This window comes from Streptomyces sp. NPDC057694 (genome assembly GCF_042799415.1).
GTDB lineage: Bacteria > Actinomycetota > Actinomycetes > Streptomycetales > Streptomycetaceae > Streptomyces.
This window is the reverse complement of sequence record NZ_JBHVIX010000017.1, coordinates 144006-169441: the sequence shown is the minus strand read 5'-3', so window position 1 is coordinate 169441 and position 25436 is coordinate 144006. Positions and strand designations below refer to the sequence as shown.

Below are 25436 nucleotides of genomic sequence, written 5' to 3'. Positions count from 1 at the left end.
GCACAAAAAGCGCCATCCTCACCCATCTCTGAGAATGCACTGGCACCCGCTAGTGCAGGACTGTCGCTATCCCGTTGGAAGGTGTCATTAATGCCACTGGGCCGGTGATCATCCGCTGTCTAGCGTCGGGGACGGCCCCGGCGCGGACCCGGGCCGTCTCCGACGAAGGATCACGAAGGACTCGCCCCATGCACGTACAGATCGTCCTGTTCGACGGCTTCGACCCGCTCGACGTCATCGGCCCCTATGAGGTGCTGCACGCCGGGGGCGCCGCCTCGGACGGCGCGGTGAGCGTCGAGCTGGTCTCGGCGGAGGGCCCCCGGGAGGTGGTCGGCGGGACCGGCGGGCTCGCGCTGCGGGCCACCGCCGCCCTCGATCCCGCGCGACCCGGTGTCGTCCTGGTGCCCGGCGCCGCGGGCCGCGTCGGCGACCCGGACGGTGAACCCGACCCGGACGCGGCCGAGCCGTCGATCCCGGTGCTCCTCGGCCGCACGCTCACCACCGGGCTGCCCGCGCTGCTGAAGGCCGCGCTCGACAATCCGGCCACGATCCTCGCGACGGTGTGCGGCGGCGCGCTCGTCCCGGCCATGGCGGGCCTCCTCGAAGGGCGGTACGTCACCACGCATCACCTGGGCCTCGACCTCCTGGACGCCACCGGGGCGCACGCGGTGCGGGCCCGGGTCGTCGACGACGGGGACCTCGTCTCCGCCGGCGCCGTCACGTCGGGGCTCGACCTCGGCCTGTATCTGCTGGAGCGCGAGGTGGGGCCGCGGATCGCCCACGCGGTCGAGGACCTGTTCGCGTACGAGCGGCGCGGCACGGTGTGGCACCCGCGCGGACCGCTGCCCGCCGCCTTCTGACGACCCGGCCCTGCCCCCTCCCCCGCAGTGCGAGGAACCATCACGTGAGGAACGACCGCATGAACCGTACATCCGTTGCGGGCACCTGGGACCTGACCGTCTCCACCCCGATCGGCACCCTCAAGGCCGTCGTCGAACTCCGCTCATCAGGAGGTGAGTTGACGGGTGTGGCGCACGGAACGGGAGAGGAGGTTCCGCTCACCGACGTCGAGCTGGACGGCGACCGGCTCACCTGGCGGCAGGCCGTCACCAAGCCGCTGCGACTGAACCTCGCGTTCGCCGTGACCGTCGACGGCGACACGCTCGCCGGGACGTCCAGGGCCGGCCGCCTTCCCGCCTCGAAGGTCACCGGCAGCCGCCGGACCGCGACCTCGGCGGACGGGTCCTGACCATGACGAAAGTACTGCTCATCCTGCATGTGCTGGCCGCAGTCCTGGCAGTCGGACCGGTCGCCGTGGCCGCCAGTATGTTCCCCGCGTCGCTGCGGGTGGCGCCCGGTTCGCCGGGCGGCGCCGATGCCGCCGCGACCCTGCGGATCCTGCACCGCATCTGCCGGGTGTACGCGGGTGTCGGTCTCGCCGTGCCGCTGCTCGGGTTCGCCACGGCGAGCAGTCTCGGGGTCCTCGGAAGTCCGTGGCTGATCGTCTCGATCGTGCTGACGGCCGCTGCCGCCGTGGTGCTCATCGTGTGGATCCTGCCCGGCCAGGAGACGGCCCTCGCCGCCGTCGAGGAGCCGGGGGCAGGACCGCCGCGGCTGACCGCCGGGCGGCTCGCCATGGTCACCGGGGTGTTCAACCTGCTGTGGGCCACGGTCACGGTCCTGATGATCGTCCGGCCCGGATCCACCACCGGAGCGTGACCCAACCAGCCTTCTCGGCACCATAGTTGAACGGCCGTCGAACACTGGGCGAAGGGCGGCGCCGGACTCTCCTGGGCCGCCGGGAGAGTCCGTACCGTCGTCGCATGGGACGGCTCGACATCACCTTCACGATCGCGGGCCTGGTGCTCGGCGTCTCCTCCATGGCCATACCGTTCATCGCGGATCTGCGCGCGCGGCGCAGCAGACGCATCGGCTTCCGCAAGCAGATGGACATCGCCATAGGGCACAACGGCCCGCCGCACGCGTCGGATCCACGTCTCGGGCTCTTCAACGACCTGCCCGCGATGCGCGACGCGACGCTCGTACTGCTGCGCATCGAGAACGACGGCACCCGGCACATCGAGGAGACCGACTACATCCACTCCCCGCGGGAGTACGGGCTGACCGCCGAGTTCACCGGGCGGCGCATCGAGGCGCAGGACGTGACGCTGCCGCCGGAACACACCAACCTGATGGGCTACTTCGAGGACGAGCCGGGCCTGCGCGTGGTGGGGTCCAGCACGCTGCTGATCCCCCGGGTGCCGCTGCGGCCCGGCGCGTTCTACAAGATCCTCGTGCTGCTCACGGGCGGCGAGGAGGGCGGCCGGGTCACGGTGACCGGCGATGTGCGCGACGGCAGCCTGCACGAGAACCACAGCCTCACCCCGGACGAGAAGCCGCCGGTGTTCAGCAAGCGGGCCCGCTGGACCACCGTCGTGCTCGGCCTCTGCCTGATCGCCGCGGTCACCTTCCCGCTGCTGCTGCCGCCCGCGCTGCCCGGCGACTGCGAGACCGGCACGCTCCGGCTGACCGGCTCCACCGCGTTCGAGCCGGTCCTGACCGAACTCGCGCGGAAGTACCGCGACCACTGCCAGGACAAGCCGAACATCACGGTCGCCGCGTACGGCAGCCGCACCGGGGTGCGCGAACTCGCCCTGTCCGGCGGCAAGCCGCAGCAGGGGGCGAGTGTCGTGGCGTTCTCGGACGGGCCTCGCCCGGCGAGCTACACCGGGCTCAGCGAGAGCCGGATCGCGGTGTCGCTGTTCACGCTCGTCGTGCACGACGACGTCCGCCTGAAGAACCTCTCCGTCGCCGACGTCCGCCGCCTGTACCGCGGCGAGATCCGCGACTGGTCGCAGCTCGGCGGTCCCCGGCTGCCGGTCGTCCTCGTCAGCCGCGGCTCGGGCTCCGGCACCCGCTCCGCGCTCATCAGCCGGGTCCTCGGCGGTGCGGACGAGCCGCCGGACACGTCGGACGACTGCGTCAACCGCACCGTGCGCGCCTCGTCGTCGATCCTGCGCTGCGAACTCGACTCCACCGAGCAGGTCCTCCAGGCCGTCGCGCGCACACCCGGCGCCCTCGGCTACAGCGAACTGCGCGCCGCGTCGCCACCGGACGCGCCGCGCGGACTGCACACGGTGACGCTGGACGGCCGGACCCCCGACCCGGACCGGCTCGACAAGGCTGGCTATCCGTACCGCGAGATCGAGTACGCCTACACGTACGGCCGCCCGCCCGCCGATTCGCTGGCCTCCAGCTTCCTGTCGTACGCGGTCGACAACGGCACCGGCAAGGGCGTCGTCGCCGCCCACGGACATCTGCCGTGCGGGACCCCGGTGGGGCTGCGGGTGTGCGGCAAGGGCGACTGACGGCGCCTGTCCCGGTACAGCTCCTCCCACCAGGACACCGCCCGCGGAACGAACGTACAATTTACGGGTATTTCGGGCTCCCTGAAACACACGTCCCGAAGCGGGTGTCCTGAACGGCGAGGTGACGTCATGACCCGAACGACAGTGGCCGCCGTGTGCGTGTGCGCGAGCGTGTTCGCCGCGGCTCCGGCGTTCGCCGACGGCGGCGGAGCCTCGGACCTCTCCGCGCGGCAACTGGCCGACGAGGCGAAGCAGGAACTCCTCGACGCCACGTCCCTGCACATCACGGTGGCGAACCGCTCGGACACCGGGCGGGACGTCCGCACCCCGGCCACCTTCGATCTGCGGCTGGACACGGACGGGAACTGCGCCGGTTCGCTGCGGATGGGCGTCGGCGGCGCGAACGGCGGCTCGGTCGACCTCGTCAAACGCGGCGACGAGGTGTGGATGAAACCGGACACCACCTTCTGGAAGACCCAGGTCGGCGGCGGATCGGGCGACCTGGCGGCGCAGCTCTTCGACGGCAAGTACGTGCACGGCACCACCGACGACGAGATGCTCAAGGGCTTCGCCGACACGTGTGACCTCGACGCGTTCCGTGCGCAGTTGGACGACGGCTCGGCGCACGCCGCGCAGCAGAACCTGTCGAAGGGCGACGCGACGAAGGTCGACGGCACCGCCGTCGTCCCGCTGACCGGCAGCGACAAGGGCAGCACGATCACGATGTACGTCACCACGGACGCGCCGCACCGCCTGGTGAGGGCGACAGAGAAGGGCGCCGACGAGAACCTCACCATGACCCTGACCGACTACGACAAGCCGGTCCCGTCGGCGACCCCCTCCGCGAGCGAGTCCGTCGACATCTCGAAGCTCAACGCCGTGAACCCGAACGAGACGCCGCCGCAGGCCTAAGAAGGCGATGGCCCCTTCGGATACCGGACGAAGAGGATGCCGTGCACCTCTCCGTGGGGTGCGCTGTAGAGGTGGGGCTCGTCGGCGGGCCAGTGGGCGTGGGCGCCCGGGCCCGCCGTCTGCGGGGCGTGCGGCAGACCGACGACCGCGGTGCCGGAGAGCACCATCAGGCTCTCGGTGGTGCGCGGGACGTGCGCCGTCGACTCCTGGGTGGCGCCGTCGGCGATGGTGACGCGGAAGACGTCGGTGGCGGCCGCCGCGTCCTCGTAGCGCTCGACGAGAACCGCAGTGACGGCACTGCCCGAAACACCCCTGGGGCTCTCGCGCACACCGGACTGCGGGTCGTCCAGGACGGCGCTGAGCGGGCGGCCGAGCACGGTGGTCAGCGCGTACAGGGTCTCCAGGGTGGGGTTGCGGCGGCCGCTCTCCAGCTCCGAGAGGGTGCCCTTGCCGACGCCCGAGCGCCTGGCGAGCTCGGACAGGGACAGGCCGGCGTCCTGGCGCAACTCCTTCAGCCTGCGCCCCACTTCGTCGTTCAGGCCCAACGCCCCGGCTCCCGTCCGTAGCTGACCGCGTGCTCGATCCGTTCCTGGTTGACGGGCCGTCGCCCGCTTCCTTAGTGTTCCATAAACGGAACGTTCTGTTTATGGAACGCCCTTCGGAACACCTGCCTGCCGTACGTACCCGGAAGTGATGCCCCCATGGCCCCGCCACCGTCGCCCTCCCCCACGCCGTTCGCCCGCATACGCGCGGCCGCTCCGCCCTCGGCCGTGGCCGCGGGTCTCATCGCCGTGCTGGTCGGCGTGACGAGTTCGGCGGCGCTCGTGTTCACCGCGGCGCGGGCCGCCGGGGCGGACGCGCGGGAGACCTCGTCGTGGATGCTCGCCATCGGCGTCGGGGTGGCCGTGTCGTCCATCGGGCTCTCGCTGCGGTTCCGGGCGCCTGTGGTCACCGCCTGGTCGACACCGGGCGCGGCGCTCCTCGCGACCAGCCTGGCCGGGGTGTCCATGGCGCAGGCCGTGGGGGCGTTCGTCTTCAGCGCCGTCCTGATGGTCGTGAGCGGGGTGACCGGGTGGTTCGCCAAGGCCATGGACCGCATTCCGGTGCCGCTGGCGTCGGCACTGCTCGCCGGGGTGCTGCTGCACTTCGGCACCGGGCTCTTCGCCTCGATGGACGGCAGCTTCGCGATCGCGTTCCCCGTGTTCGTGCTGTACCTGCTGGCCCGCAGGCTGCTGCCCCGGTACGCGGTGCTCGTCGCGCTCGGCGGCGGGGTCGTGGCCTCGGTCCTGGCCGGCGGCTGGCACCTGGAGAAGATCCGGCTCTCCCTGGCACAGCCGGTGTTCACCGCGCCGTCCTTCGACTGGAAGGTCCTGATCAGTGTCGGCGTCCCCCTGTTCGTCGTCACGATGGCCTCGCAGAACCTGCCGGGTGTCGCGGTGCTGCGCGGTTCCGGCTACCAGGTGCCCGTGTCGCCGCTGATGACGTGGATCGGCGCCGTCACGGCCGTGCTCGCGCCGTTCGGCGCCTTCGGGCTGAACCTGGCGGCCATCACCGCCGCGATCTGCACCGGCGAGGAGGCACACCCCGATCGGGAACGGCGCTATCTCGCGGCCGTGTGGTCGGGCGTCTTTTATCTGTGCGTGGGGCTGCTCGGCGCGACCGTGGTCTCTCTGCTGGCGGCGATGCCGCACGCGCTGGTCATGGCGGTCGCGGGTGTCGGTCTGCTGGCCACGATCGAGTCCGCGCTGGCCGCCGCGCTCTCCGATCCCTCGGCGCGGGAGGCTGCGGCGGTGACGTTTCTCGCGACCGCGTCCGGGGTCACGCTCCTCGGGATCGGGTCGACGTTCTGGGGGCTGCTCGCCGGGGCACTGACGAGTCTGGTCCTCTCGGCCCGGCGCGGCGGGACTCCGTCCGTGGCGGGTCCTCGCGCTGCGGCTGCCGGCCGTCGTGGCTTCTCGCGCAGTTCCCCGCGCCCCTGAAGCGAGCTCCGCTCGCCCTTGTCGCCGGGTGCGGGTCGCGTCGTGGTTGCTCGCGCAGTTCCCCGCGCCCCCGAAGCATGCGCTGCGCGCAGCTTCCCCTGATGAGATGCCGCACGAAGTGCGCAACTCAGGGGCGCGGGGAACTGCGCGACCAGCCACGACGCGACCCGCACCCGAGACACGACCGGCGCCCGATGTGCTGCCCCACGGCAAGGGCACCCCTCTACGCTGCCCCCATGCCCGCCACCCCCTCCGCCGCCGCGGCACGCTTCACCGGCTCCCCCGCCGCAGGCGAGCACCATCTCTCCCGCCACCTCACGGAAGTGACCCTCGCCGACGGTCGGGTCGTCATGGTGAAGCACGCAGATGATCCGGGGGCCGCCCGGGCGGAAGTGACCGGGCTCAAGTGGCTGGCCGCCGCGGACGCGACAAGGGTGCCCACGGTGCACGGCCACGACGACACCTGGCTGGTGACCGACCGCGTAACCACCGGACGGGCCACCCCCGAGGGCGCCGAACGGTTCGGCCGGGAACTGGCCGCCCTGCACGCCGCCGGCGCCCCGGCCTTCGGCGCCCCGCCGCCGGACGGACCGGCCGAGGCCTACATCGGGCTCGCACCGATGCGGAACGTACCGGGCGACGACTGGCCCAGCTGGTTCGCCGAGCAGCGCGTGCTTCCCTACGTGCGCCGGGCCGTGGACGACGGAACGCTCCGCCCCGACGAGGCCCGGACCATCGAGCGGGTCTGCGCGCTGCTGCCCGACCTCGCGGGCCCCGCCGAACCGCCCGCCCGACTGCACGGCGACCTGTGGAACGGCAACGTGCTGTGGGACACCGACGGCGCCGCCTGGCTGATCGACCCGGCCGCGCACGGCGGGCACCGCGAGAGCGACCTCGCGATGCTGGACCTGTTCGGCGCGCCGCACCTCGACCGGATCCTGGCCGGCTACCAGGAGGTGGCGCCGCTCGCCGACGGCCGGCGCGAGCGCGTCCCGCTGCACCAGCTCTTCCCGCTCCTGGTGCACACGGTGCTCTTCGGCCGCGGCTACGCCGAGCAGGCCGTGGCCGCCGCCCGGACCCAACTCACGTAGCGACTCTATGAACTGACACTCCATCAGGTTACGCTCCGGCGCATGACATCCACGGTGGTCTGGGGCACCGGCAACGTGGGCCGCGCGGCGATCAGGGCCGTCTCCGCTCACCCCGCGCTCGCCCTGTCAGGTGTACTCGTGCACGATCCCGCGAAGGCCGGCCGCGACGCGGGCGACCTCGCCGGACTCGACCGCGCCCTCGGGGTGGCGGCCACGACCGACGTCGAGGCGGCGCTCGCGGCCCGCCCCGACGCCGTCGTCTACGCGGCCTCCGGCGACCTGCGTCCCGACGAGGCGCTGGACGACATCTGCCGGGCGATCCGCGCCGGCGCCGTCGTCGTGACGCCCGCCCTCTATCCGCTCTACGACCCGGCGAGCGCACCGCCCGACTTCACGGACCCGGTGCGCGCGGCGATCGCCGAGGGCGGCGGTTCCCTGTTCGTGTCGGGCGTCGATCCGGGCTGGGCCAACGACGTGCTGCCGCTCCTGGTCAGCGGCCTCGGTACGCACATCGAGACCGTCCGCTGCCAGGAGATCTTCGACTACTCGACGTACGACCAGGAGGACTCGGTCCGCAATCTGGTCGGCATGGGGCACCCCATGGAGTACGAGCCGCTGATGCTCGCCGAGTCGGTGCCGACGATGGTGTGGGGCGGCCAGATCCGGCTGCTCGCCCGCGCGCTCGGTGTCCAACTCGACGAGATACGCGAGTCGTTGGAGCGCCGCGCGCTGGAGAACGACGTCACGACGGCCACGATGGGCGACTTCGCGGCGGGCACCCAGGGCGCGGTCCGCTTCGAGGTGCAAGGTGTCGTGGACGGCGAGATACGTCTCGTCGTCGAGCACATCACCCGGATCCATCCGTCCTGCGCCCCCGACTGGCCCTCGCCGCCCGGCGGCGGGGCGGGCGCGCACCGGGTCGTCATCGAGGGCCGCCCGCACATCGAGGTCACCGTGCAGGCGACCGACGAGGGCGGCAACCACTCGGCCGGCGGCAACGCGACCGCCGTGGGCCGCCTCGTCGGCGCCGTCGAGTGGCTGATGGCCGCGCCGCCCGGACTCTACGACGCGCTCGACGTTCCCCTGCTCCCCGCCACCGGCCGTCTCGGAAGGAAGCCGCAGTCATGATGATCGACGTACCCGACGACAAGGACCCGATCGCGTACGTGTGGGGCGAGATGGTGCCCGGCATCGGTGTGGCGGCGGCGCAGTTCTCGATGTCCGTCTACGACCGTTCGACGCTGGGGCTGCGGGAGTTCGAGGCGGCGCGGCTGCGGATCGCGCAGATCAACGGGTGCCTGTTCTGCCTGGACTGGCGCACCGAGCGCGACGGCGAGGAGAAGGTCGAGGAGTCCTTCATCGACGCGGTCGCCGAGTGGCGCACCACGGACGCGTTCGACGAGCGGACCCGGCTCGCCGCCGAGTACGCGGAGCGGTACGCGCTCGACCACCACGGTCTGGACGAGGAGTTCTGGCAGCGGATGACCGCGCACTACGACCAGACGCAGATCGTGGAGCTGAGCATGGCCATCGGCTCGTGGCTGGCGTTCGGCCGGCTCAACCACGTCCTCGGGCTCGACGCGGTGTGCGTCCTGCCCAAGCCCTGAACCACCGCACGGCTCAGGGCCGGGACAGGACGCGTCCCGTCACAGATCAGTGGCGACGATCTGTGCGATGTTGCGCTCGGCCAGAGCCGTGATGGTCACGAACGGGTTCACGCTGGTGTTGCCGGGGATCAGCGCGCCGTCGATCACGTAGAGACCCGAATAGCCGTGCAGGCGGCCGTAGTTGTCGGTCGCCTTGTTGAGCACGGCGCCGCCCAGCGGGTGATACGTCAGATGGTCGCCCCAGATCTTGTACGTGCCGAAGAGATCGGTGCGGTAGATCGTCCCCTCCTTGGAGTTGATCTTGTCGAAGATGGTCTTCGCCATGTCGATCGACGTCTGCTTCCACGCCCTCTGCCAGCTCAGGTCGACCCCGCCGGTCGTCGGGTTGTACGTGAACTCGGCGCGCTGCGGGGTCTTCGTGATGGACAGGTAGAACGAGGCGAACGTCTCGATGCCGGTCGGCAGCGGGGCGACCTCGGCGAAGGCGCCGCCCGCCGCCCAGTTGTCGATGCCGCCGGTGGGGATCGACGCCTGGAGCGCGCCGGTGGGGTCCCACAGGTGATTGGCCCGGCCGCACATGACGTTGCCGTTGTCGCCCCAGCCCTTGCCGATCTCGCCGTTGAGCGCGGGCAGGGCGCCGGTGGCCTTGAGGCGGGTGAGGAGTTTGCTGGTGCCGACGCTGCCCGCGGCGAAGAAGACACGGTCCGCGGTGATCTCCTTGGTGGCGGTGGTGGCGCCGCCGGTGTCGAGCTGGTCGATGCGGACCGTGTAGCCGCCGCCGGCGGCCGGGAGCACCGATGTCACCTTGTGCAGCGCGGAGATGGTGACCCGGCCGGTCGCCTTCACGCGGGCGAGGTAGGTCTTCTGCAGCGACTTCTTGCCGTAGTTGTTGCCGTACAGGATCTCGCCCGCGAGCGCCGACTTGGGGACGGTGCCGGCCGCCTCCTGCTTCATGTAGTCCCAGTCGTACACGTCGGGCACGAACACGAACGGGAACCCGGAGCGCTGGGCGTGCTTGCGGCCGACGCGCGCGTACTGGTAACACTCGGCGGTCTCGAACCAGTTGGGGTCGATGGTGGCGGTGCCGAGCCCGGCGTTGGCGCGCGGGTAGTAGGTGCCGTACATCTCGCCGGGGTCGACGGACGGCAGGATCGCCGCGAAGTTCTCCCGCTTCGGCGTGACGGCCATACCACCATTGACCAGCGAGCCGCCGCCGACGCCGCGGCCCTGGTAGACGGTGATCCCGGCGAACTCCTCGGCGTCGAGGATGCCGGTGTAGCGCGGGATGTCCTTGTCGATGGGGAAGCCGAGGAAGTTGCTCAGTGGTTGCTTCGTTCTGGTTCTGAGCCAGAAGGATCTGTTGTCGGGGCTGGTCGTGTTGGCGAAGATCTTGCCGTCGGAGCCGGGGGTGTCCCAGGCCATGCCCATCTCGACCATCTGCACGTCGACACCGGCCTCGGCGAGCCGCAGCGCGGCCACCGCGCCGCCGTAGCCGGTGCCGATGACGAGCGCGGGGACGTGCGCGCCGTCGGCCACGGCGGCGGTGGCGGAGCGGGGCTGTGCCGCGGCGGCGTGACCGGTCAGGGTCACGGCACCAAGAAGAGAACTTGTTCCTACGAGGAAGCCACGGCGGCTCAGTCCGTTGCGTACGACTTCAGGGCGGGTTTCTTCGGTCACGTCCGTTCCTCACTCTCGATGGAATGGGAACGAGTTCTACTGCTGATCGCGTGACAAGTGAATGCAAACCACCCGGTAATCAGCGACAGCGGACGACTCGATCAGCGAATCCGCGCCACCGCCCCGTAGATACCGCTTTCCTCGGGCGTGGGCGGGTCGCCGCGGTACCACTCGGTGACGGCGGTCAGGCCCGGCTCGACGAGTTCGAGGCCGTCGAAGAAGCGGGCCACTTCGGCGCGGGTGCGGAAGGCGAGCCGGATGCCCGCGCGCTCGTACTGGTCGACGACCTGCGCGGCCAGGTCGGGCCGCCAGTCCGAGGAGGCGTTGGTGAGGGTGAGGTAGCTGCCCGACGGGAGCGCGGAGACCAGCCGGGTGACGATGCCGTACGGGTCCTGGTCCTCGGTGATGAAGTGGAGCAGCGCGATCAGCGAGAGCGCGATGGGCCGCTCGAAGTCGAGCACGGTGCGGGCGTGTTCGAGGATGGCGTCCGGCTCGCGCACATCGCCCATGATGTAGTCGGTGGCGCCCTCGGGGCTGCTCACCAGGAGTGCCTGGGCGTGCCGCAGCACGATGGGGTCGTTGTCGGTGTAGACGACCCGCGCGGACGGTACGGCGCGCTGGACGATCTGGTGCAGGTTCGGCGCGGTGGGTATGCCGGTGCCGATGTCGAGGAACTGGTCGACGCCCTGTGCGGCGAGATGGGCCACCGCCCGCTGCATGAACTCGCGGTTCTGCCGGGCGGCGTCGCGGGCCTGGGCGGGCAGTTTGCTTCCGACGGCTTCGTCGACGGGGTAGTTGTCCTTGCCGCCGAGCAGCCAGTCGTAGACCCGGGCGGGGTGGGCCCGGGTGGTGTCGATCGGGGGTACGGATGCGGTCATGGGCGGGCTCCGTCGTCGCGAGAGGTGGTCCTGTCGGGATGATCAGTCCGCAGTGTGCCACGTCAACTACCTGACATGATCCGCTCGTTGGGGATTCTCCGCGGGCCCGCCGTGCGTGCGGAGGATCAGCCGGTGCCGGGAGCCGCCGTGCTGGCGCGGACCACGAGGCGGGTGGCGAGTTCGACCCGGGGCAGGTCGACCTCCTCGCCGTCGATGACCCGCAGCAGCGTGCGGGCCGCCATCGCGGCCATGTCCTGGAGCGGCTGGCGGACCGTGGTCAGGGTGGGGTCGCTCCACCGGGTGACCGGCAGATCGTCGAAGCCGACCACGCTGATGTCCTGCGGAACGCGCAGCCCGCGCTCACGCAGCGCCGTGTACGCGCCGAACGCCTGGAGGTCGCTGGCGGCGAACAGGGCGGTGGGGCGCGGCAGTCGGCGTTCGTCGACCTCGTCGAGGAGGGCGATCGTCTCGGCACGCCCGGAGGGGTCGGTGAACGCGCCGTGGCGCACCGACCCTTCCGGGATGTCGAGGCCCGCGGCCTCCATGGCCGCCCGGAACCCGTCGGCGCGGGCCCGGCTGCACAACAGCTGGCGCGGTCCGGCGAGATGGGCGATGTGCCGGTGCCCGAGGCCGATCAGGTGCTCGGTGGCGGCGACCGCGCCCGCCCAGTTGGTGGCGCCGATGGTCGGCACACCGGCCTCGACGTTGCCCACGGGGTCGACGAGGACGAACGGGACGCCGAGCGAGGCGAGCCGGTTGCGCTGGCCCAGCGTCAGGTCGGAGACGACCAGGATCGCGCCGTCGGAGCGGCGGGCCGCCAGTTGGTCGAGCCAGGCGCTGGTCTGGGAGCTGCTGCCGTGCGCCGCCGACAGGACCATGCTCACGCCCGCCTCGCGCAGCGTCTCCTCGGCGCCGCGGATGATCTCGACGGACCACAGGCTGTCGAGCTCATTGAGGACCAGGTCGACGATGCCGCCGCGGCGCCGGGGGCGGCGCGGGTGGTAGTGCAGGCGCGCCATGATCTCCTGCACCCGTTCCCGGGTCGCAGCGGAGACGTCGCTGCGGCCGTTGAGGACCTTGGACACGGTGGCCGTCGACACCCCGGCCTCGGCCGCGATCGTGCCGATGGTGGCGCGAGGACGGGACTGTGCGGTCATGCGGCGTAGGACTCCCGTGAGAGGGCGGCGTGCGGGGCGCGGCGGGGGCAGGGCCTTGTGGGGTGAAGCCAAGCCTAAAGGCCGTCATCGGCTCTCCGGGCTCCGGTAGCCGAGCGCCGTGAAGTCGGCGGGGTGTCCGGCGCCGGTGAGGTCCTGCGCGCACACGCCGATGAAGGCCCCGGTGAATCCCCAGGAGCTGAAGTGTCCGCCGGCGCCTACGGTCGCGTACTCGTCGGAGAGGCGGGTCACGTCGAGGGGCGGACCGAGGGGGCTTTCGGCGCGCGGGCCGTCGTCGGCGCCGGCCGACCATGTGAAGCGGGCCTCGGCGCCCTGTGCGGTCAGCCGCAGTCGGACGGGTCCGCTCGGCGGCAGGGGCACAGGTGGGGTGGGTTCGGAGTACTGACCGCGATCGCAGACGGCGAGGCGCAGTACTCGGCCCTGCTCCTCGTCCCAGGTGACATGGGCGTAGTGCCAGAGCCGGGTGTTGTAGAAGTGGACCAGGCCCGCCATGTGCTGGGGCGAGGAGGGGTCGAAGGAGACCGTCGCCTCGGCCGTGCAGCGCAGGTGCTGCTGGCGGCGGGCCACGAGGCTCTGCGCGTGGCGCGAGGAGAGCGACTCGCCGCCGCGCAGCCGCAGGGTGTCGTCGTGCGGGCCGGTCCGGGTGAGCCAGGACGGGTCGGGGTGGCGGCGCAGGGTCATCCACTCGGGGCCGAGGACACCGGCGGACGGCGCGACGGGGGGCCGCGTCCCGTGCGGGGAGCCGGTGGGGGCGGGGACGCGCACGGCGGGGCGTCCGGGGCCCGCGTCGCCGTCGATGCGCGGCCAGCCGTCCGGTGTCCAGTGCACGCGTTGCAGTGCGCTCTCGCGGCCGAGCACGCAGGCGCCGCGCGCGGTCAGCGGGCGGGCCGTGAGATGGGCCAGGTACCAGGCGCCGTCCGGGGTGTCGACGAGGCTGCCGTGTCCGGCTTTCTGGAGTTCCAGGGCGTCGTCGCCGTACGCGGTGAGCAGCGGTCCGGCAGGGTCGGGTGTGTAGGGGCCGGTGATGTCGCGTGAGCGCGCGACGGTCACCGCGTGCTCCCACGAGGTGCCGCCCTCCGCGGTGAACAGGTAGTACCAGCCGTCTTTGCGGTACAGGTGCGGTCCTTCGGTGCGGCCGAGCCGGGTGCCGGAGAAGATGCGCCGCACCGCTCCGACGGGTCGGCGCGCGGAGCGGTCCCACTCCTGCATCAGGATGCCGCCGAACGGATCGCGGCCCGGCCGGTGGTCCCAGGTCAGCCACAGCAGCCAACTGCGGCCGCTGCCACCGGGTCCGGTGTCGTGGAACAGGGACGGGTCGAATCCTCCGCCGGGCGCGGGAGCGGGCTCGGACCACGGGCCGGTGGGGGTGGGCGAGGTGGTGACCCAGTTGTGTACGTCCTTGTAGGCGCCGGCCAGGCTTCTGACGTTGGAGTAGACGAGGTGGAAGAGCCCGTCGGCGTAGGACAGGCAGGGCGCCCAGACCCCGCCGGAGTCCGGGACGCCGGTGAGGTCGATGAGCCGTTCCTCGGTCAGCGCGCCGCCCAGGGGGCGCCAGTTCACCAGGTCGCGGGAGTGGTGCAGGGTCACGCCCGGCAGCCACTCGAAGGTGGACGTGGCGAGGTAGTAGTCCTGGCCGACCCGGAGCAGGGAGGGGTCGGGGTGGAATCCGGTGAGCACGGGGTTGTGGATCGTCGTGGGCCGCCCGGTGGCGGAGTGCGGGGCGGCGGAGGTCGGCCCGGTCGCGGGCGCGGCGGCAGTCATACGGTTCCTCGGGGATCGATGAGGTCGGGGAGGCGTGGCGGGGCGGCGCGGCTCACCCCTTCACGGCGCCGGCCATCACTCCGGAGACGATGCGCCGGGCCAGTACGGCGAAGAGCGCGAGCACGGGCACGACGGAGACCACGACGCCGGCGAGCATCAGGGTGTAGTCGGTGTAGTAGCCGGCGGCGAGCTGGTTCAGGGCGATCTGCACGGTGCCGTTCTCGGGCGGCAGGGCGATCAGCGGCCAGAAGTAGTCGTTCCAGGCGAACATGAAGGTGAACATGCCGAGCACCGCCGCGACCGAGCGCACGCCGGGCCAGGCGACGTACCAGAAGGTCCGCAGCTGTCCGGCGCCGTCCATCCGGGCCGCCTCGATGAGTTCGTCGGGGATGTTCTCCTCCATGGCCTGCCGCATCCAGAACACGCCGATCGCGGAGACGAGCGCGGGCACGATGAGCGAGCTGAGCTTTCCGTACAGGCCCATGTCGGTGACGAGGAGGTACAGCGGGATGATGCCGAGCTGGGTCGGCACCATCACCGTGGCGATCACCACGACGAGGAGGGCGTTGCGGCCGGGGAAGCGGAGTTTGGCGAAGGCGTATCCGGCGAGCGAGGAGAGCAGGACGTTGCTGACGGCGGTGGTGCCCGCCACGGTGAAGGAGTTGCCGAGGGCCTTCCAGAAGTCGACGGTGTCGAAGACGCGCCGGATGTTGTCCACCAGGTGGCCGCCGGGCACGAGGGACGGAGTGGAGCCGCCGAGGACGGAGTTGTCGCTGTGCGAGGCGACGACGAACGTCCAGTACAGGGGGAAGATCGAGGCGAGGACCACGGCGGCGAGCAGGGCGTAGGCCAGCGGGCCCGCGCTGTCGTGGCGCCGGGGTCCGGCGGCGCGGGTGCGGGTTCGGGTTCTGGTACGGCCGACGGCCGGGGGTGTTGCCATGCGGGAGGTTCCTTCGGGGGCCGGGAGCGTGGTCATCGGTCGGAACCGCCCAGGCGTCGGGTCAGGAAGAAGTTGAGCGCGGCGACGGCGGCGATGACGAGGAACAGCACCCAGGAGATCGCGGACGCGTACCCGGCGTCGTTGTTGATGAAGCCGTACTTGTAGAGCATCAGCGTCAGTGTCTGGAACTGGTGCTCGGTGCCGCCCTCGGCGTTGGCCTGGGAGTCGAACAGCAGCGGCTCCGCGAAGAGTTGCAGCCCGCCGATGGTGGAGATGACGACCGTGAACAGCAGGGTCGGCCGGATCGCGGGCAGGGTGATGCGACGGAAGGTGAGCAGGCGTCCGGCGCCGTCGACCATCGCGGACTCGTACAGGTCGCGCGGGACCGCCTGCATCGCGGCCAGGTAGATCAGGGCGTTGTAGCCGGTCCAGCGCCACATCACCATGAAGCTGATGGCGAGGTGCGAACTCCAGGTGTCCGCCGTCCAGTCGACCGGAGCGCTGATCAGTCCGGCTTGTTCCAGGACCCAGTTGACGACGCCGAAGTCTCGGCCGAACAGCTGGGAGAAGACGAGGGCGACGGCGACCACGGACACGTACTGCGGCACCAGGACCAGTGCGCGCCAGGTCGTCCTGGCGCGCAGCCGGCGGTCGAGCAGCCAGGCGACGCCCAGGGCGAGCAGCAGTTGGGGGACGGTGGAGAGCAGGTAGATGCTGAAGGTGTTGTAGGTGGCGTTGTAGAAGTCGGGGTCGGTGAACAGGTCGCGGAAGTTGGCCAGGCCCGTGTAGCCGCCGTCGCCGGTGAGCCGGTCCCAGCGGTGCAGGGAGACCCAGAACGTGTAGAGCAGGGGGTAGAGCCCGAAGATCCCGAAGACGAGGAAGAACGGTGCGATGAAGGTGTACGGCGTGATCCGGCTCTGCCGGGTCGGGCGCCTTCGGGCACGGCGGCCCGGTGGTGCGTCGGTGCCGAGGGTGCGCTCGGCACCGGCGGTGTGGACCGCCATGGAGGCCTCCTTACGGTCTCGGGTGTCGGGTGTCGGGTGTCGGGTGTCGGGCGGTCAGTGCTTGAGGTTCTTCGCCGCGTCGGTCAGGGCCTTCTGCCAGGCGTCGGCGGGCGACGACTTGCGCTGCTCGACGAGTTGGAGGGCGTTGGCGAACGGGATGCGGACCTGCTGGTCCCTGGTGCCGCGGTAGCTGGGCTTCAGGCCCTGTGCGGAGGCGGCGAAGATCTTGCCGGTCGGGGCGTCGCCGAAGTACTTCTGCCGGGTGTCCTGCACGGCCGGGTCGGACAGGGCGCCGGTCAGCGACGGGAGCGAGCCGGTCGGGCCCTGGAAGATCTTCTTCTCGGAGGACTCGGAGGTCAGGAACGCGGCGAGGTCGGCGGCCTCCTTGGTGTGCTTGCCCTGCTTGGGCACGGTGAGGAAGGAGCCGCCCCAGTTGCCGCCGCCCCCGGGCACGGCGGCGATGTCCCACTTGCCCTCGCCCTCCTTGCCGGCGGCGGTCTGGATGAGGCCGGTCATCCAGGCGGGGCAGGTGATGGTCGCCATCCGGCCCTGCTTGATGCCGGCGTTCCACTGCTGGCTGAACGGGACGAGGTTGGCGGACATGCCGTCGGCCGCGGCGTCGGCGGCGGCGGTGAAGGACCGCTTCACGTCCGGGTTCTTGTCGGCTATGTAGGAGTCGCGCGCGTCGAAGAACCCGTACTCGGTCTGGTTCATCATCGCGCTGAACACGTTGCCCGCCGAGTCGAACCAGGTGTGGTCCTTCACCTTGCCGCGGAAGGTGTCACCGGTCGTGAAGTACGCGTCCCAGGTGGGCCACAGCTTGCCCACCGCCTCCCGGTCCGTGGGCAGCCCCGCCTGCTTGAACAGATCCTTGCGGTAGCAGATGGCGAGACCGCCGACGTCCGTGCCGTACCCCATGACGAACTTGCCGCCGTCGGCGGTGCCCTGCGCCCACTTGTACGGCAGGTACTCGTCCTTGCGCTTCAGTGCGCCGAAGTCGGCGAGGTTCACGAACTTGTCCTGCACCGTACGGAACTTGGGCAGATAGCCCTCCTCGATGGCGACGACGTCGGCGGCGCCGCTGCCCGAGGACAGCTGGGTGGAGAGGCTGTTGTGGTGCTGGTCGAGCTGGGAGATCCGCTCCTTCACCACGACGTCCGGGTGCGCCTTCTCGTACTCCTTGATCAGCGGCTTGTACCCGAAGTCGCTGAACGTGGCGACGGTCAGCGTGATCTTGCCGTCGGACTCCGCCGAGCCGGACGAACAGCCGGACAGGACGAGCAGGGTGGCGAGTCCGGCTGCCGCGGCGACGGATCTGCGGGCATGCGAGGAGCCCATGGGGGACCTCCGGGGATCGTGAGTGAGTGGGAGACCGAAGGACGCGAAGGCGTTTCGATGCGCACAACCTGACGGCTGACGAAACTTAATGTCAAGAGTTTCGGAGAACATTCGACGGCGGCGCGGGCGCTACGAAGGTCAGAACTTCGCCTGATGGCAGGGCTTTTGAGAGCTGAATCCCCCTGCGCAGCCAACGGGCTCGTTTCGAAGCCGAGGCCGTAACCAGCACACTTCTACGAAACTTACGTGATTCATTGACGTAACCCGGAGCTGTCTTCACGATGCGGTGCGGAACTCACCCCCCCCACTACGAGGAGTCGACCCGTGAATCCCCTCAGAAGACTGAGACTGGCCGGGCTGGCGGCGGTGGCCGTGCTCGGCCTGCTCGCCACCGTGCCCGCGGCGGCGGACTCCGCCGCGACCGCCCGCAACCTCCCACCGGACGGCACGACGCTGTCCCTCATGGGCCAGGACAGCGACACGCTCGCCGACTACAAACGCGACGTGCTCGACCAGCCGGCCCTCGGCGCCCCCGCACCCGGCGGCGTCACGCTGTACACCAACCTGGTGCTCGGCGGGAACCCGGAGCCGCTCGCCGGGATGACCGGCCCGGCCAACTGGGGTGCCGGAACCGTCGACTTCGACAGCACCCTCGCCCAGTACCCGGGCGCGGCCGTCGCCGTCGGCCTCTACCTCTCGGACGCGACCAGCGGCTGCAACAACCAGCCGCTGCGCGCCATCATCGGCACCAACGACAGCGACGTGACCTCGGGCAGCCCGAACCTCATCACGCGCTACCGCGACAAGGTCGACGAGATGGTGACCCGGCTCAAGGGTTACGACCGTCAGGTGTTCCTGCGCATCGGCTACGAGTTCGACGGCCCCTGGAACTGCTACAACGCCGACTTCTACAAGCAGACGTTCGCCTACATCAAGGGCCGCATCGACGCCCTCGGCGCCACGAAGGTCGCGACGGTCTGGCAGACCGCGGCCTGGCCGCTCAACACCAGTACCGACCACCCCGAGTGGAACTACGTCGTCACCGATCCGCACCACTTCGACGCCTGGTACCCCGGTGACCAATACGTCGACTGGGTGGGCCTGTCCTCGTTCTACTCCGGCGGATCCGTCGCCACGCAGTGGGGATGCAGCGCGACCGACACCGCGCCGGGCGCCCTCCAGGACCGCGTGCTGGACTTCGCCCGCGGGCACGGCAAGCCGGTGATGGTCGCCGAGTCCGCGCCGCAGGGCTACGACAACGGCGCGGGCACCAAGAGCTGCATCATGCGCAAGAGCCCGGCCGCCACCGACGCGGACACCATCTGGAACGAGTGGTACCAGCCGTACTTCGACTGGATCGCCGAGAACCGGGACGTGGTGCGGGCCGCCGCCTACATCAACACCGACTGGGACAGCCAGACCCAGTGGAGTTGCGCCGACGGCGCCCAGGCCGGCGGCCCCGGCTGCGCCAACGGCTACTGGGGCGACTCCCGCATCCAGGCGAATCCCACGATCCGCGACCGCTTCCTCGCCGAACTGCGCGGCCCGGGCTGGACGAACGGCTGACCCCGACCCCTCTCCCCCGGCGGCGGGACGGCCGCTCCCCCTGCCGTCCCGCCGCCCCTTCCCCCGCCGGGCCGACCCCACATCAGCGGCCCGGCAGTCAGGAACGCCCCATGCGCACCTCACTCACAGGCCGCGGGCCCCGCCCGCACCTCCTGTTCCTCACCGTGCTCCTCGCCTTCGCGTGGCTGCTCCCCTGGAGCACCGGCGCCGCCGCGGCGCCGTCCGCCCCGCGCTCCCTGCTCATCGGCCAGTCCACCCGGGCGGCCTGGGACGACTACACGTCCTTCGGGCAGGCACCGGACGGCGGCTCCGTCTACTACGAACTCGCCTCCGGGACCTGGGTCGGCGCGGGCCACGCCGACTACGCGTCCTTCCTCGCCGAGCAGGGAAAGACGGTGCAGGTCGGCATCAGCTGGAAGGACAACCCGCCCGGCTTCGAAGGCGGCGACGAGAACGCCAAGGCGGCCCGCTCGCGCGCCGTCACCCAGGAACTCGCCGACGGCCGCTACGCCGACCGGTTCGACACGCTCGTCGCCTTCATCGACGCCCACCCGTCCGCCACCTTCCTGCTCCGCCTCGACTACGAAGTGAGCTCCTTCTACCACTGCACCGACGACACCTGCTCCTCGTACAAGAACGCCTTCGCGCGGATCCGTTCGCTGATCGAGGGGCGCGTCCACCAGAACAACGTCCGGTTCGTGTTCCACCCCGTACGCGGCGAGTTCGAGAAGCTCTACCCCGGGGACGCGGCGGTGGACGAGATCGGCGCGTCGATCTTCGCCCACGAACTGTGCATGCCCATCCACGACCTGGGCGGCTACCTCTACAACGGCACCCCGCCGGACAACTACGACACCTCCGCGCTGCAGTGCCGCAACGCCTACCTGGACACCGACTCCTCGGGCAATCCGAGTGCCGTCTGGAAGAACTGGGACTACGACGCGAACATCCTGAAGATGATGAAGTTCGCCCAGGACCACGGGAAGAAGATGATCGTCTCCGAGTCCGGGATGATGAACTTCACCGCGGACGACGGTGACACCAGCGGCGCCGAACCGGTCCGCGGCGCGATGTGGACCGAACGGCTCTTCGGCCTCCTCGACTACCGGGGCCCCATCCCGAACATGGCGGGCACCTACGACCTGTCGGACGTCATCGGCACGGTCACGTACATCAACCTCGACTTCCGCTACGGGTGGGACGGCAAGGACGACGGCTCGTTCGACTTCCCGCCCGACTCGACCTGGTTCGCGGACGGTCGCCTGTCGCGGAACACGGACGCGCGGGCGGCGTTCTGCGCGGGTCTCGCCGCCACCGGTTTCCGTACCGGATGCGCCTGAGCGACACCTCCGGCGCGGGTGACGGGTTTCGACGGCGCGGTGCCGACCTGCGCCGTCGACCGAAACTCGCGCGATTGGTTGACGCGAGGCCCGGAGTTCCCCACGATTCCGGTCGGACCTCCCCCCACATCGATGGGAGCGCTCCCATGATCGCGAACCGACGAAAGGAAAGAGACGTGAAGCGTCCCCCCACCGCCGCCCGTCGAGCCAGGACGGCGGCAGCCGTGCTCGCCGCGGCAGGCTTCCTGCTCGCCTCCGCCGCCGCCTCCCCCGCCACCGCTTCGGCCCGCGCCACCGAACTCTGCGGCGCCTTCGACACGCTGAGCGTGGAAGGCGGCAAGTACACCGTCCAGAACAACGTCTGGGGCGCGTCGACGGCCCAGTGCCTCTCGGTCGACGGCACCTCGTTCGAGGTCACCCGGGCCGACCACGCCAACCCGACGAACGGCGCCCCCGCCTCGTACCCCTCCATCTACGCGGGCTGCCACTACGGCGCCTGCACCACCGGCAGCGGTCTGCCGCTGCGCGTCGACGCGATGAACCGGGTGACCAGCAGCTGGTCCACGCACTCCCCCGCGAACGGCGTGTACGACGTCGCGTACGACCTGTGGTTCGACCCCGACCCCCAGGCCTCCGGCCAGAACGCCGGCGAGCTGATGATCTGGAACAAGTACCAGGGGCCGGTCCAGCCCGTCGGCCAGAAGACCGGAAACGTCACCGTCGGCGGTGCCAACTACGACGTGTGGACGGGCAACATCGGCTGGAACGTCATCAGTTACGTCCGCACCAGCCCCACGGACTCGGTCACCGACCTGGACCTGAAGGCGTTCGCCGACGATGCCACCGCGCGCGGCAGCGTGCACGCCGACTGGTATCTCACCAGCGTCCAGGCCGGGTTCGAGCCGTGGCAGGGCGGAGCGGGACTGCGCACCGACGCCTTCTCACTCAGCGTCTCCTGACCGCGCGCCCCACCCCATGTGTGCCCCGACCCATGTGTGCCCCACCCCTGTGTCCACCCCACGAAGGGACAGAAGAGTGCACCGGCATCAACCCCACGGTCATCACCCGCACCGCAGACGCCTGACACGGCTGCCCGGCGCGGCCGTTCTCACGGCCACGGCGCTCGCCGCGGCCCTGCTCACCCCCTGGTCGGCGACGGCGGGCACCGCCCGCGCCGCCGCCGAGCACGTCGACAACCCGTTCCAGGGCGCCGACGCCTACGTCAACCCGGACTACACGTCCCGCGTCGAGCAGTCCGCCGCCAAGGAGGACGACGCGGACCTGGCGGCCCGGATGCGCAGCGTCGGCGGACAGCCCACCGCCGTCTGGCTGGACCGGATCGCCGCCATCGAGGGCGGCGCCGCCAACGACGGCCGGCTCGGACTGACCGGCCACCTCGACAAGGCCCTCGCCCAGGCGCGGCCCGGCACCCCGATGACCGCGACGTTCGTCGTCTACGACCTCCCCGGACGCGACTGCGCCGCCCTCGCCTCCAACGGCGAACTACCGCTCACCGAAGCCGGGTTGGACCGCTACGAGAAGGAGTACATCGACCCGATCGCCGACGCGCTCGCCGACCCGAAGTACGCCGATCTGCGCATCACCACCGTCATCGAGCCGGACGGCCTGCCCAACCTGGTCACGAACCTCTCCGACCCCGAGTGCGCCCAGGCGCAGTCCAGCGGCCTCCAGGTCAAGGCGGTCCAGTACGCCCTCGACAAACTGCACGCCCTGCCGAACGTCTACACCTACCTGGACGCCGCGCACTCCGGCTGGCTGGGCTGGGACGACAACCTCAAGGGCGTCGTCGACCTGTACACCCGGACGGCGCGCGGCACGAAGGCCGGGCTCGACAGCGTCGACGGAGTCGTCACCGACGTCTCCAACTACACCCCCACCACCGAGCCCTATCTCGACGATCCCGATCTGACGGTCGGCGGCCAGCCCCTCAAGTCGTCCACGTTCTACGAGTGGAACCCGAACTTCGACGAGGCGGACTACGAGAAGGCGCTGCGCACCTCGTTCGCGGCGGCGGGCTGGTCCGACGGGCTCGGTGTCCTCGTCGACACCTCGCGCAACGGCTGGGGCGGCGCCGACCGGCCCGGCGGAGCGAGCGGCGACACGACCGACGCCTACGTCACCTCCGGGCGCGTGGACCGCCGTACCGACCGCGGCAACTGGTGCAACCAGCAGGGCGCGGGCCTCGGCGCCCGGCCCCAGGGAGCACCGGCCGACGAGCCCGGCATCGACGCCTACCTATGGGTGAAGCCGCCCGGCGAGTCCGACGGCTCCGGCGAGGACATCGACAACGGCGAGGGCAAGCGCCCCGACCCCAACTGCGACCCCGACTTCACCACGCCGAAGGGCGTCAAGACGGGCGCGCTGCCCGACGCGCCGCTCGCGGGGCACTGGTTCGACGCCCAGTTCGCGATGCTGGTGAAGAACGCCCTCCCGGCGGTCAGCGCGGCTCCGACGAACAAGACGGCGAGCCAGGCCTCGTTCTCCACCAAGGGCGCGGCGGCGGACGGCGACGACTGGCTGCACACCGACGGGGCGCAGGTCGTCGACGAGCAGGGCGATCCGGTGTGGATGACCGGCACGAACTGGTTCGGGTTCAACACCACCGAGCGCGTCTTCCACGGACTGTGGTCGGCGAACCTGGAGACCATCACCCGGCAGATGGCCGAGCGCGGCCTCAACACCATCCGCGTCCCCATCAGCACCCAGCTCGTCCTGGAGTGGCAGACGGGCAGGGCCGCGGTGTCCAGCGCGGTCAACACCTACGAGAACCCGGACCTGAAGGACAAGACCACCCTTGAGGTGTTCGACCGCTTCCTCGCGCTGTGCAAGACGTACGGGATCAAGGTGATGCTCGACGTGCACAGCGCGGAGGCCGACAACTCCGGCCACATGTACCCGGTGTGGTGGAAGGGCGCGATCACCAGTGAGGACTTCTACCAGGCCTGGGAGTGGCTCGCCGATCGCTACAAGAACGACGACACGGTGATCGCGGCCGACGTGAAGAACGAGCCGCACGGGAAGCAGACCGAGAGCCCGCGCGCCAAATGGGACGGCTCCACCGACGAGGACAACTGGAAGAACGCCTGCCAGACGGCCGGCCGCCGCATCCTCGCCATCAACCCTCACCTGCTTGTGATGTGCGAAGGCATCGAGATCTACCCGCGCGACGGCAAGAACTGGCAGTCGACGAACGAGGCGGACTACCACTTCAACTGGTGGGGCGGAAACCTGCGCGGCGCCGCCGAACACCCCGTCGACCTGGGCAAGGACCAGGATCAGCTCGTCTACTCCCCGCACGACTACGGACCGGCCGTCTTCCGGCAGCCCTGGTTCGAGGGCGACTGGAACAAGGAGACCCTGACCAAGGACGTGTGGCAGCCCAACTGGTTCTACCTCCAGGACCAGGGCACCGCGCCGCTGCTCATCGGCGAATGGGGCGGCCGCCTCGACGGCGCCGACAATCAGAAGTGGATGACCGCGCTCAGGGACTTCATCACCGAGCACCGCATCAACCAGACGTTCTGGTGCCTCAACCCCAACTCCGGTGACACCGGAGGGCTGTTGAAGGACGACTGGAAAACGTGGGACGAGGAGAAGTACGCCTTCCTCGAGCCCGCTCTCTGGCAGAGTGACGGCCGCTTCGTGGGGCTCGACCACGAGGTGCCCATCGGCGGGACCGGCAGCGACGGGCTGACGCCGCGGCAGGCCTCCGTCCAGAGCGACTGACCATGGGCGCCGGACCGTCGCGGGAGGCGGCCCGGCGCCCCTTCCACCGATGAGCGCGAAGGCCGGAGGGCTCAGTCCAGCGTGCGGACGGGGGCGCCGGACAGGTACGCCTCGATGTCCTCGACGGCGCCCCGGAAGTAGCCCTCGTAGTTGCGCCGGGTCACGTAGCCGAGGTGCGGCAGGCCGAGGAAGTTCGGCGCGGTGCGCAGCGGGTGGTCGAGCGGGAGCGGTTCGGTCTCGAAGACGTCGCTGCCCGCGCCGGCGATCCAGCCCTCGCGCAGCGCCCGGACGAGGGCGTCCTGGTCGACGATCGCGGCCCGTGAGGTGTTGACGAGGTAGGCGGTGCTCCGCATCCGCCGCAGTTCGTCGGCGCCGATCAGTCCGCGGGTGCGGTCGCTGAGGACGAGGTGCACGGAGACGAAGTCGCTGGTCTCCAGGAGTTCTTCCCTGGACGCGGCGAGGGTGGCGCCGGCCGCGGTGGCGCGTTCCTCCGTCAGGTTCCGGCTCCAGGCGGTGACGTCCATGCCGAAGGCGGCGCCGACCCGGGCGACACGGGTGCCGATCTTGCCGAGGCCCAGCAGTCCGAGACGGCTGCCGTGCAGGTCGGCGCCGAGGGTGGACTGCCAGGGACCGCCCTCGCGCAGGCTGTCGTTCTCCGTCACGACACCGCGGGCGAGGCCGAGCAGCAGCGCCCAGGTCAGCTCGGCCGGGGGCTCGGAGCTGCTGGGGGTGCCGCACACGGTGACACCGTGCGCGGCCGCGGCGGCGAGGTCGATGGAGGCGTTGCGCAGCCCCGAGGTGATCAGCAGCCGCAGCCGGGGCAGCCGGTCGAGGAGTCCGGCCGGGAAGGGGGTGCGTTCGCGCATCACGACGACGATCTCGCAGTCGGCGAGTTCGGCGGCGAGCGCGTCCTGGTCGTCGAGGTGCCGGCCGAGGAAGCGCACGTCGACGCGGCCCGCGAGACGGTCCCAGTCGGCCAGCCCACGGGCGACGCCCTGGTAGTCGTCGAGTACGGCGCAACGCAGCGTGGTCACCCGGGTTCCCCTGTCCGAT

22 protein-coding genes are annotated in these 25436 nt (G+C 70.8%); 13 read left to right on the top strand and 9 right to left on the bottom strand.

Features of this window, described 5'->3' with window-relative positions:
• The first annotated feature begins 188 nt into the window (after nt 1–188).
• The 5 genes from ACFVDP_RS30445 (at nt 189) to ACFVDP_RS30425 (ending at nt 4280) form a co-directional block, all read left to right on the top strand.
• Nucleotides 189–860, top strand: a complete 672-nt coding sequence (locus ACFVDP_RS30445; protein ID WP_383496612.1) for a DJ-1/PfpI family protein — start codon at nt 189–191, stop codon at nt 858–860.
• A gap of 59 nt (nt 861–919) precedes the next feature.
• The gene (locus ACFVDP_RS30440) at nt 920–1249 is read left to right on the top strand and encodes a hypothetical protein (RefSeq protein ID WP_383496609.1); all 330 of its coding nucleotides are present in this window, start codon (nt 920–922) and stop codon (nt 1247–1249) included.
• A gap of 2 nt (nt 1250–1251) precedes the next feature.
• On the top strand, nt 1252–1719 hold the full coding sequence (locus ACFVDP_RS30435; RefSeq protein WP_383496606.1) for a DUF2269 family protein: 468 nt from the start codon (nt 1252–1254) through the stop codon (nt 1717–1719).
• A 104-nt stretch (nt 1720–1823) separates the two neighbouring features.
• The gene (locus ACFVDP_RS30430) at nt 1824–3368 is read left to right on the top strand and encodes a substrate-binding domain-containing protein (RefSeq protein WP_383496603.1); all 1545 of its coding nucleotides are present in this window, start codon (nt 1824–1826) and stop codon (nt 3366–3368) included.
• Nucleotides 3369–3497: 129 nt separating this feature from the next.
• On the top strand, nt 3498–4280 hold the full coding sequence (locus ACFVDP_RS30425; protein ID WP_383496600.1) for a hypothetical protein: 783 nt from the start codon (nt 3498–3500) through the stop codon (nt 4278–4280).
• On the opposite strand, the gene ACFVDP_RS30420 is transcribed toward ACFVDP_RS30425, so the two are convergent.
• A complete protein-coding gene (locus tag ACFVDP_RS30420; protein ID WP_383496597.1) occupies nt 4277–4825 on the bottom strand; it encodes a helix-turn-helix domain-containing protein in 549 nt (182 codons plus the stop codon). The two genes, ACFVDP_RS30425 and ACFVDP_RS30420, sit on opposite strands and share 4 nt — an antisense overlap.
• 156 nt (nt 4826–4981) lie before the next feature.
• Between ACFVDP_RS30420 and ACFVDP_RS30415 the strand changes: the two genes are divergently transcribed.
• The 4 genes from ACFVDP_RS30415 to ACFVDP_RS30400 all read left to right on the top strand — a co-directional run bounded on the left by ACFVDP_RS30415 (nt 4982) and on the right by ACFVDP_RS30400 (nt 8957).
• A complete protein-coding gene (locus tag ACFVDP_RS30415) occupies nt 4982–6259 on the top strand; it encodes a benzoate/H(+) symporter BenE family transporter (RefSeq protein ID WP_383496594.1) in 1278 nt (425 codons plus the stop codon).
• A gap of 236 nt (nt 6260–6495) precedes the next feature.
• Nucleotides 6496–7350, top strand: a complete 855-nt coding sequence (locus tag ACFVDP_RS30410; RefSeq protein WP_383496591.1) for a fructosamine kinase family protein — start codon at nt 6496–6498, stop codon at nt 7348–7350.
• A gap of 42 nt (nt 7351–7392) precedes the next feature.
• Nucleotides 7393–8478, top strand: a complete 1086-nt coding sequence (locus ACFVDP_RS30405; protein ID WP_383496588.1) for a dihydrodipicolinate reductase — start codon at nt 7393–7395, stop codon at nt 8476–8478.
• On the top strand, nt 8475–8957 hold the full coding sequence (locus tag ACFVDP_RS30400; RefSeq protein ID WP_383496585.1) for a carboxymuconolactone decarboxylase family protein: 483 nt from the start codon (nt 8475–8477) through the stop codon (nt 8955–8957). Before ACFVDP_RS30405 ends, ACFVDP_RS30400 begins: the two co-directional genes overlap by 4 nt.
• A gap of 39 nt (nt 8958–8996) precedes the next feature.
• Here the strand turns inward: ACFVDP_RS30400 and ACFVDP_RS30395 are convergent, their stop codons facing one another.
• The 7 genes from ACFVDP_RS30395 to ACFVDP_RS30365 form a co-directional block, all read right to left on the bottom strand.
• Nucleotides 8997–10634 (bottom strand): GMC oxidoreductase, encoded by a 1638-nt coding sequence (locus ACFVDP_RS30395; protein WP_383496582.1) that lies wholly within the window; start codon nt 10632–10634, stop codon nt 8997–8999.
• A 101-nt stretch (nt 10635–10735) separates the two neighbouring features.
• Complete coding sequence (locus ACFVDP_RS30390; protein WP_383496579.1) at nt 10736–11512, bottom strand: SAM-dependent methyltransferase; 777 nt, start codon at nt 11510–11512, stop codon at nt 10736–10738.
• Between the two features lie 125 nt (nt 11513–11637).
• Nucleotides 11638–12669 carry a LacI family DNA-binding transcriptional regulator gene (locus ACFVDP_RS30385; RefSeq protein ID WP_383496576.1) on the bottom strand — a complete coding sequence of 344 codons (1032 nt, stop codon included), beginning with the start codon at nt 12667–12669 and terminating at the stop codon, nt 11638–11640.
• Between the two features lie 84 nt (nt 12670–12753).
• Nucleotides 12754–14448 carry a glycoside hydrolase family 43 protein gene (locus ACFVDP_RS30380; protein WP_383496573.1) on the bottom strand — a complete coding sequence of 565 codons (1695 nt, stop codon included), beginning with the start codon at nt 14446–14448 and terminating at the stop codon, nt 12754–12756.
• 52 nt (nt 14449–14500) lie between these two features.
• Nucleotides 14501–15424 (bottom strand): carbohydrate ABC transporter permease, encoded by a 924-nt coding sequence (locus tag ACFVDP_RS30375; protein ID WP_383496570.1) that lies wholly within the window; start codon nt 15422–15424, stop codon nt 14501–14503.
• The gene (locus ACFVDP_RS30370) at nt 15421–16392 is read right to left on the bottom strand and encodes a carbohydrate ABC transporter permease (protein ID WP_383496567.1); all 972 of its coding nucleotides are present in this window, start codon (nt 16390–16392) and stop codon (nt 15421–15423) included. The genes ACFVDP_RS30375 and ACFVDP_RS30370 overlap by 4 nt, the downstream gene beginning before the upstream one ends.
• Nucleotides 16393–16446: 54 nt before the next feature.
• Nucleotides 16447–17730, bottom strand: a complete 1284-nt coding sequence (locus ACFVDP_RS30365) for an extracellular solute-binding protein (protein WP_383496564.1) — start codon at nt 17728–17730, stop codon at nt 16447–16449.
• Nucleotides 17731–18054: 324 nt separating this feature from the next.
• Here ACFVDP_RS30365 and ACFVDP_RS30360 point away from each other — a divergent pair, with 324 nt between their 5' ends.
• From ACFVDP_RS30360 to ACFVDP_RS30345, 4 genes are all read left to right on the top strand, one after another.
• Nucleotides 18055–19296, top strand: a complete 1242-nt coding sequence (locus tag ACFVDP_RS30360) for an endo-1,3-beta-xylanase (protein WP_383496561.1) — start codon at nt 18055–18057, stop codon at nt 19294–19296.
• 110 nt (nt 19297–19406) lie between these two features.
• Nucleotides 19407–20636 (top strand): hypothetical protein, encoded by a 1230-nt coding sequence (locus tag ACFVDP_RS30355; RefSeq protein WP_383496558.1) that lies wholly within the window; start codon nt 19407–19409, stop codon nt 20634–20636.
• 176 nt (nt 20637–20812) lie between these two features.
• A complete protein-coding gene (locus tag ACFVDP_RS30350; RefSeq protein WP_383496555.1) occupies nt 20813–21595 on the top strand; it encodes a glycoside hydrolase in 783 nt (260 codons plus the stop codon).
• 76 nt (nt 21596–21671) lie between these two features.
• Nucleotides 21672–24383 carry a glycoside hydrolase family 6 protein gene (locus ACFVDP_RS30345; RefSeq protein ID WP_383496553.1) on the top strand — a complete coding sequence of 904 codons (2712 nt, stop codon included), beginning with the start codon at nt 21672–21674 and terminating at the stop codon, nt 24381–24383.
• Nucleotides 24384–24454: 71 nt separating this feature from the next.
• Here ACFVDP_RS30345 and ACFVDP_RS30340 read toward each other — a convergent pair whose 3' ends face one another.
• Complete coding sequence (locus ACFVDP_RS30340) at nt 24455–25417, bottom strand: D-2-hydroxyacid dehydrogenase family protein (RefSeq protein WP_383496550.1); 963 nt, start codon at nt 25415–25417, stop codon at nt 24455–24457.
• Nucleotides 25418–25436: the final 19 nt, after the last annotated feature.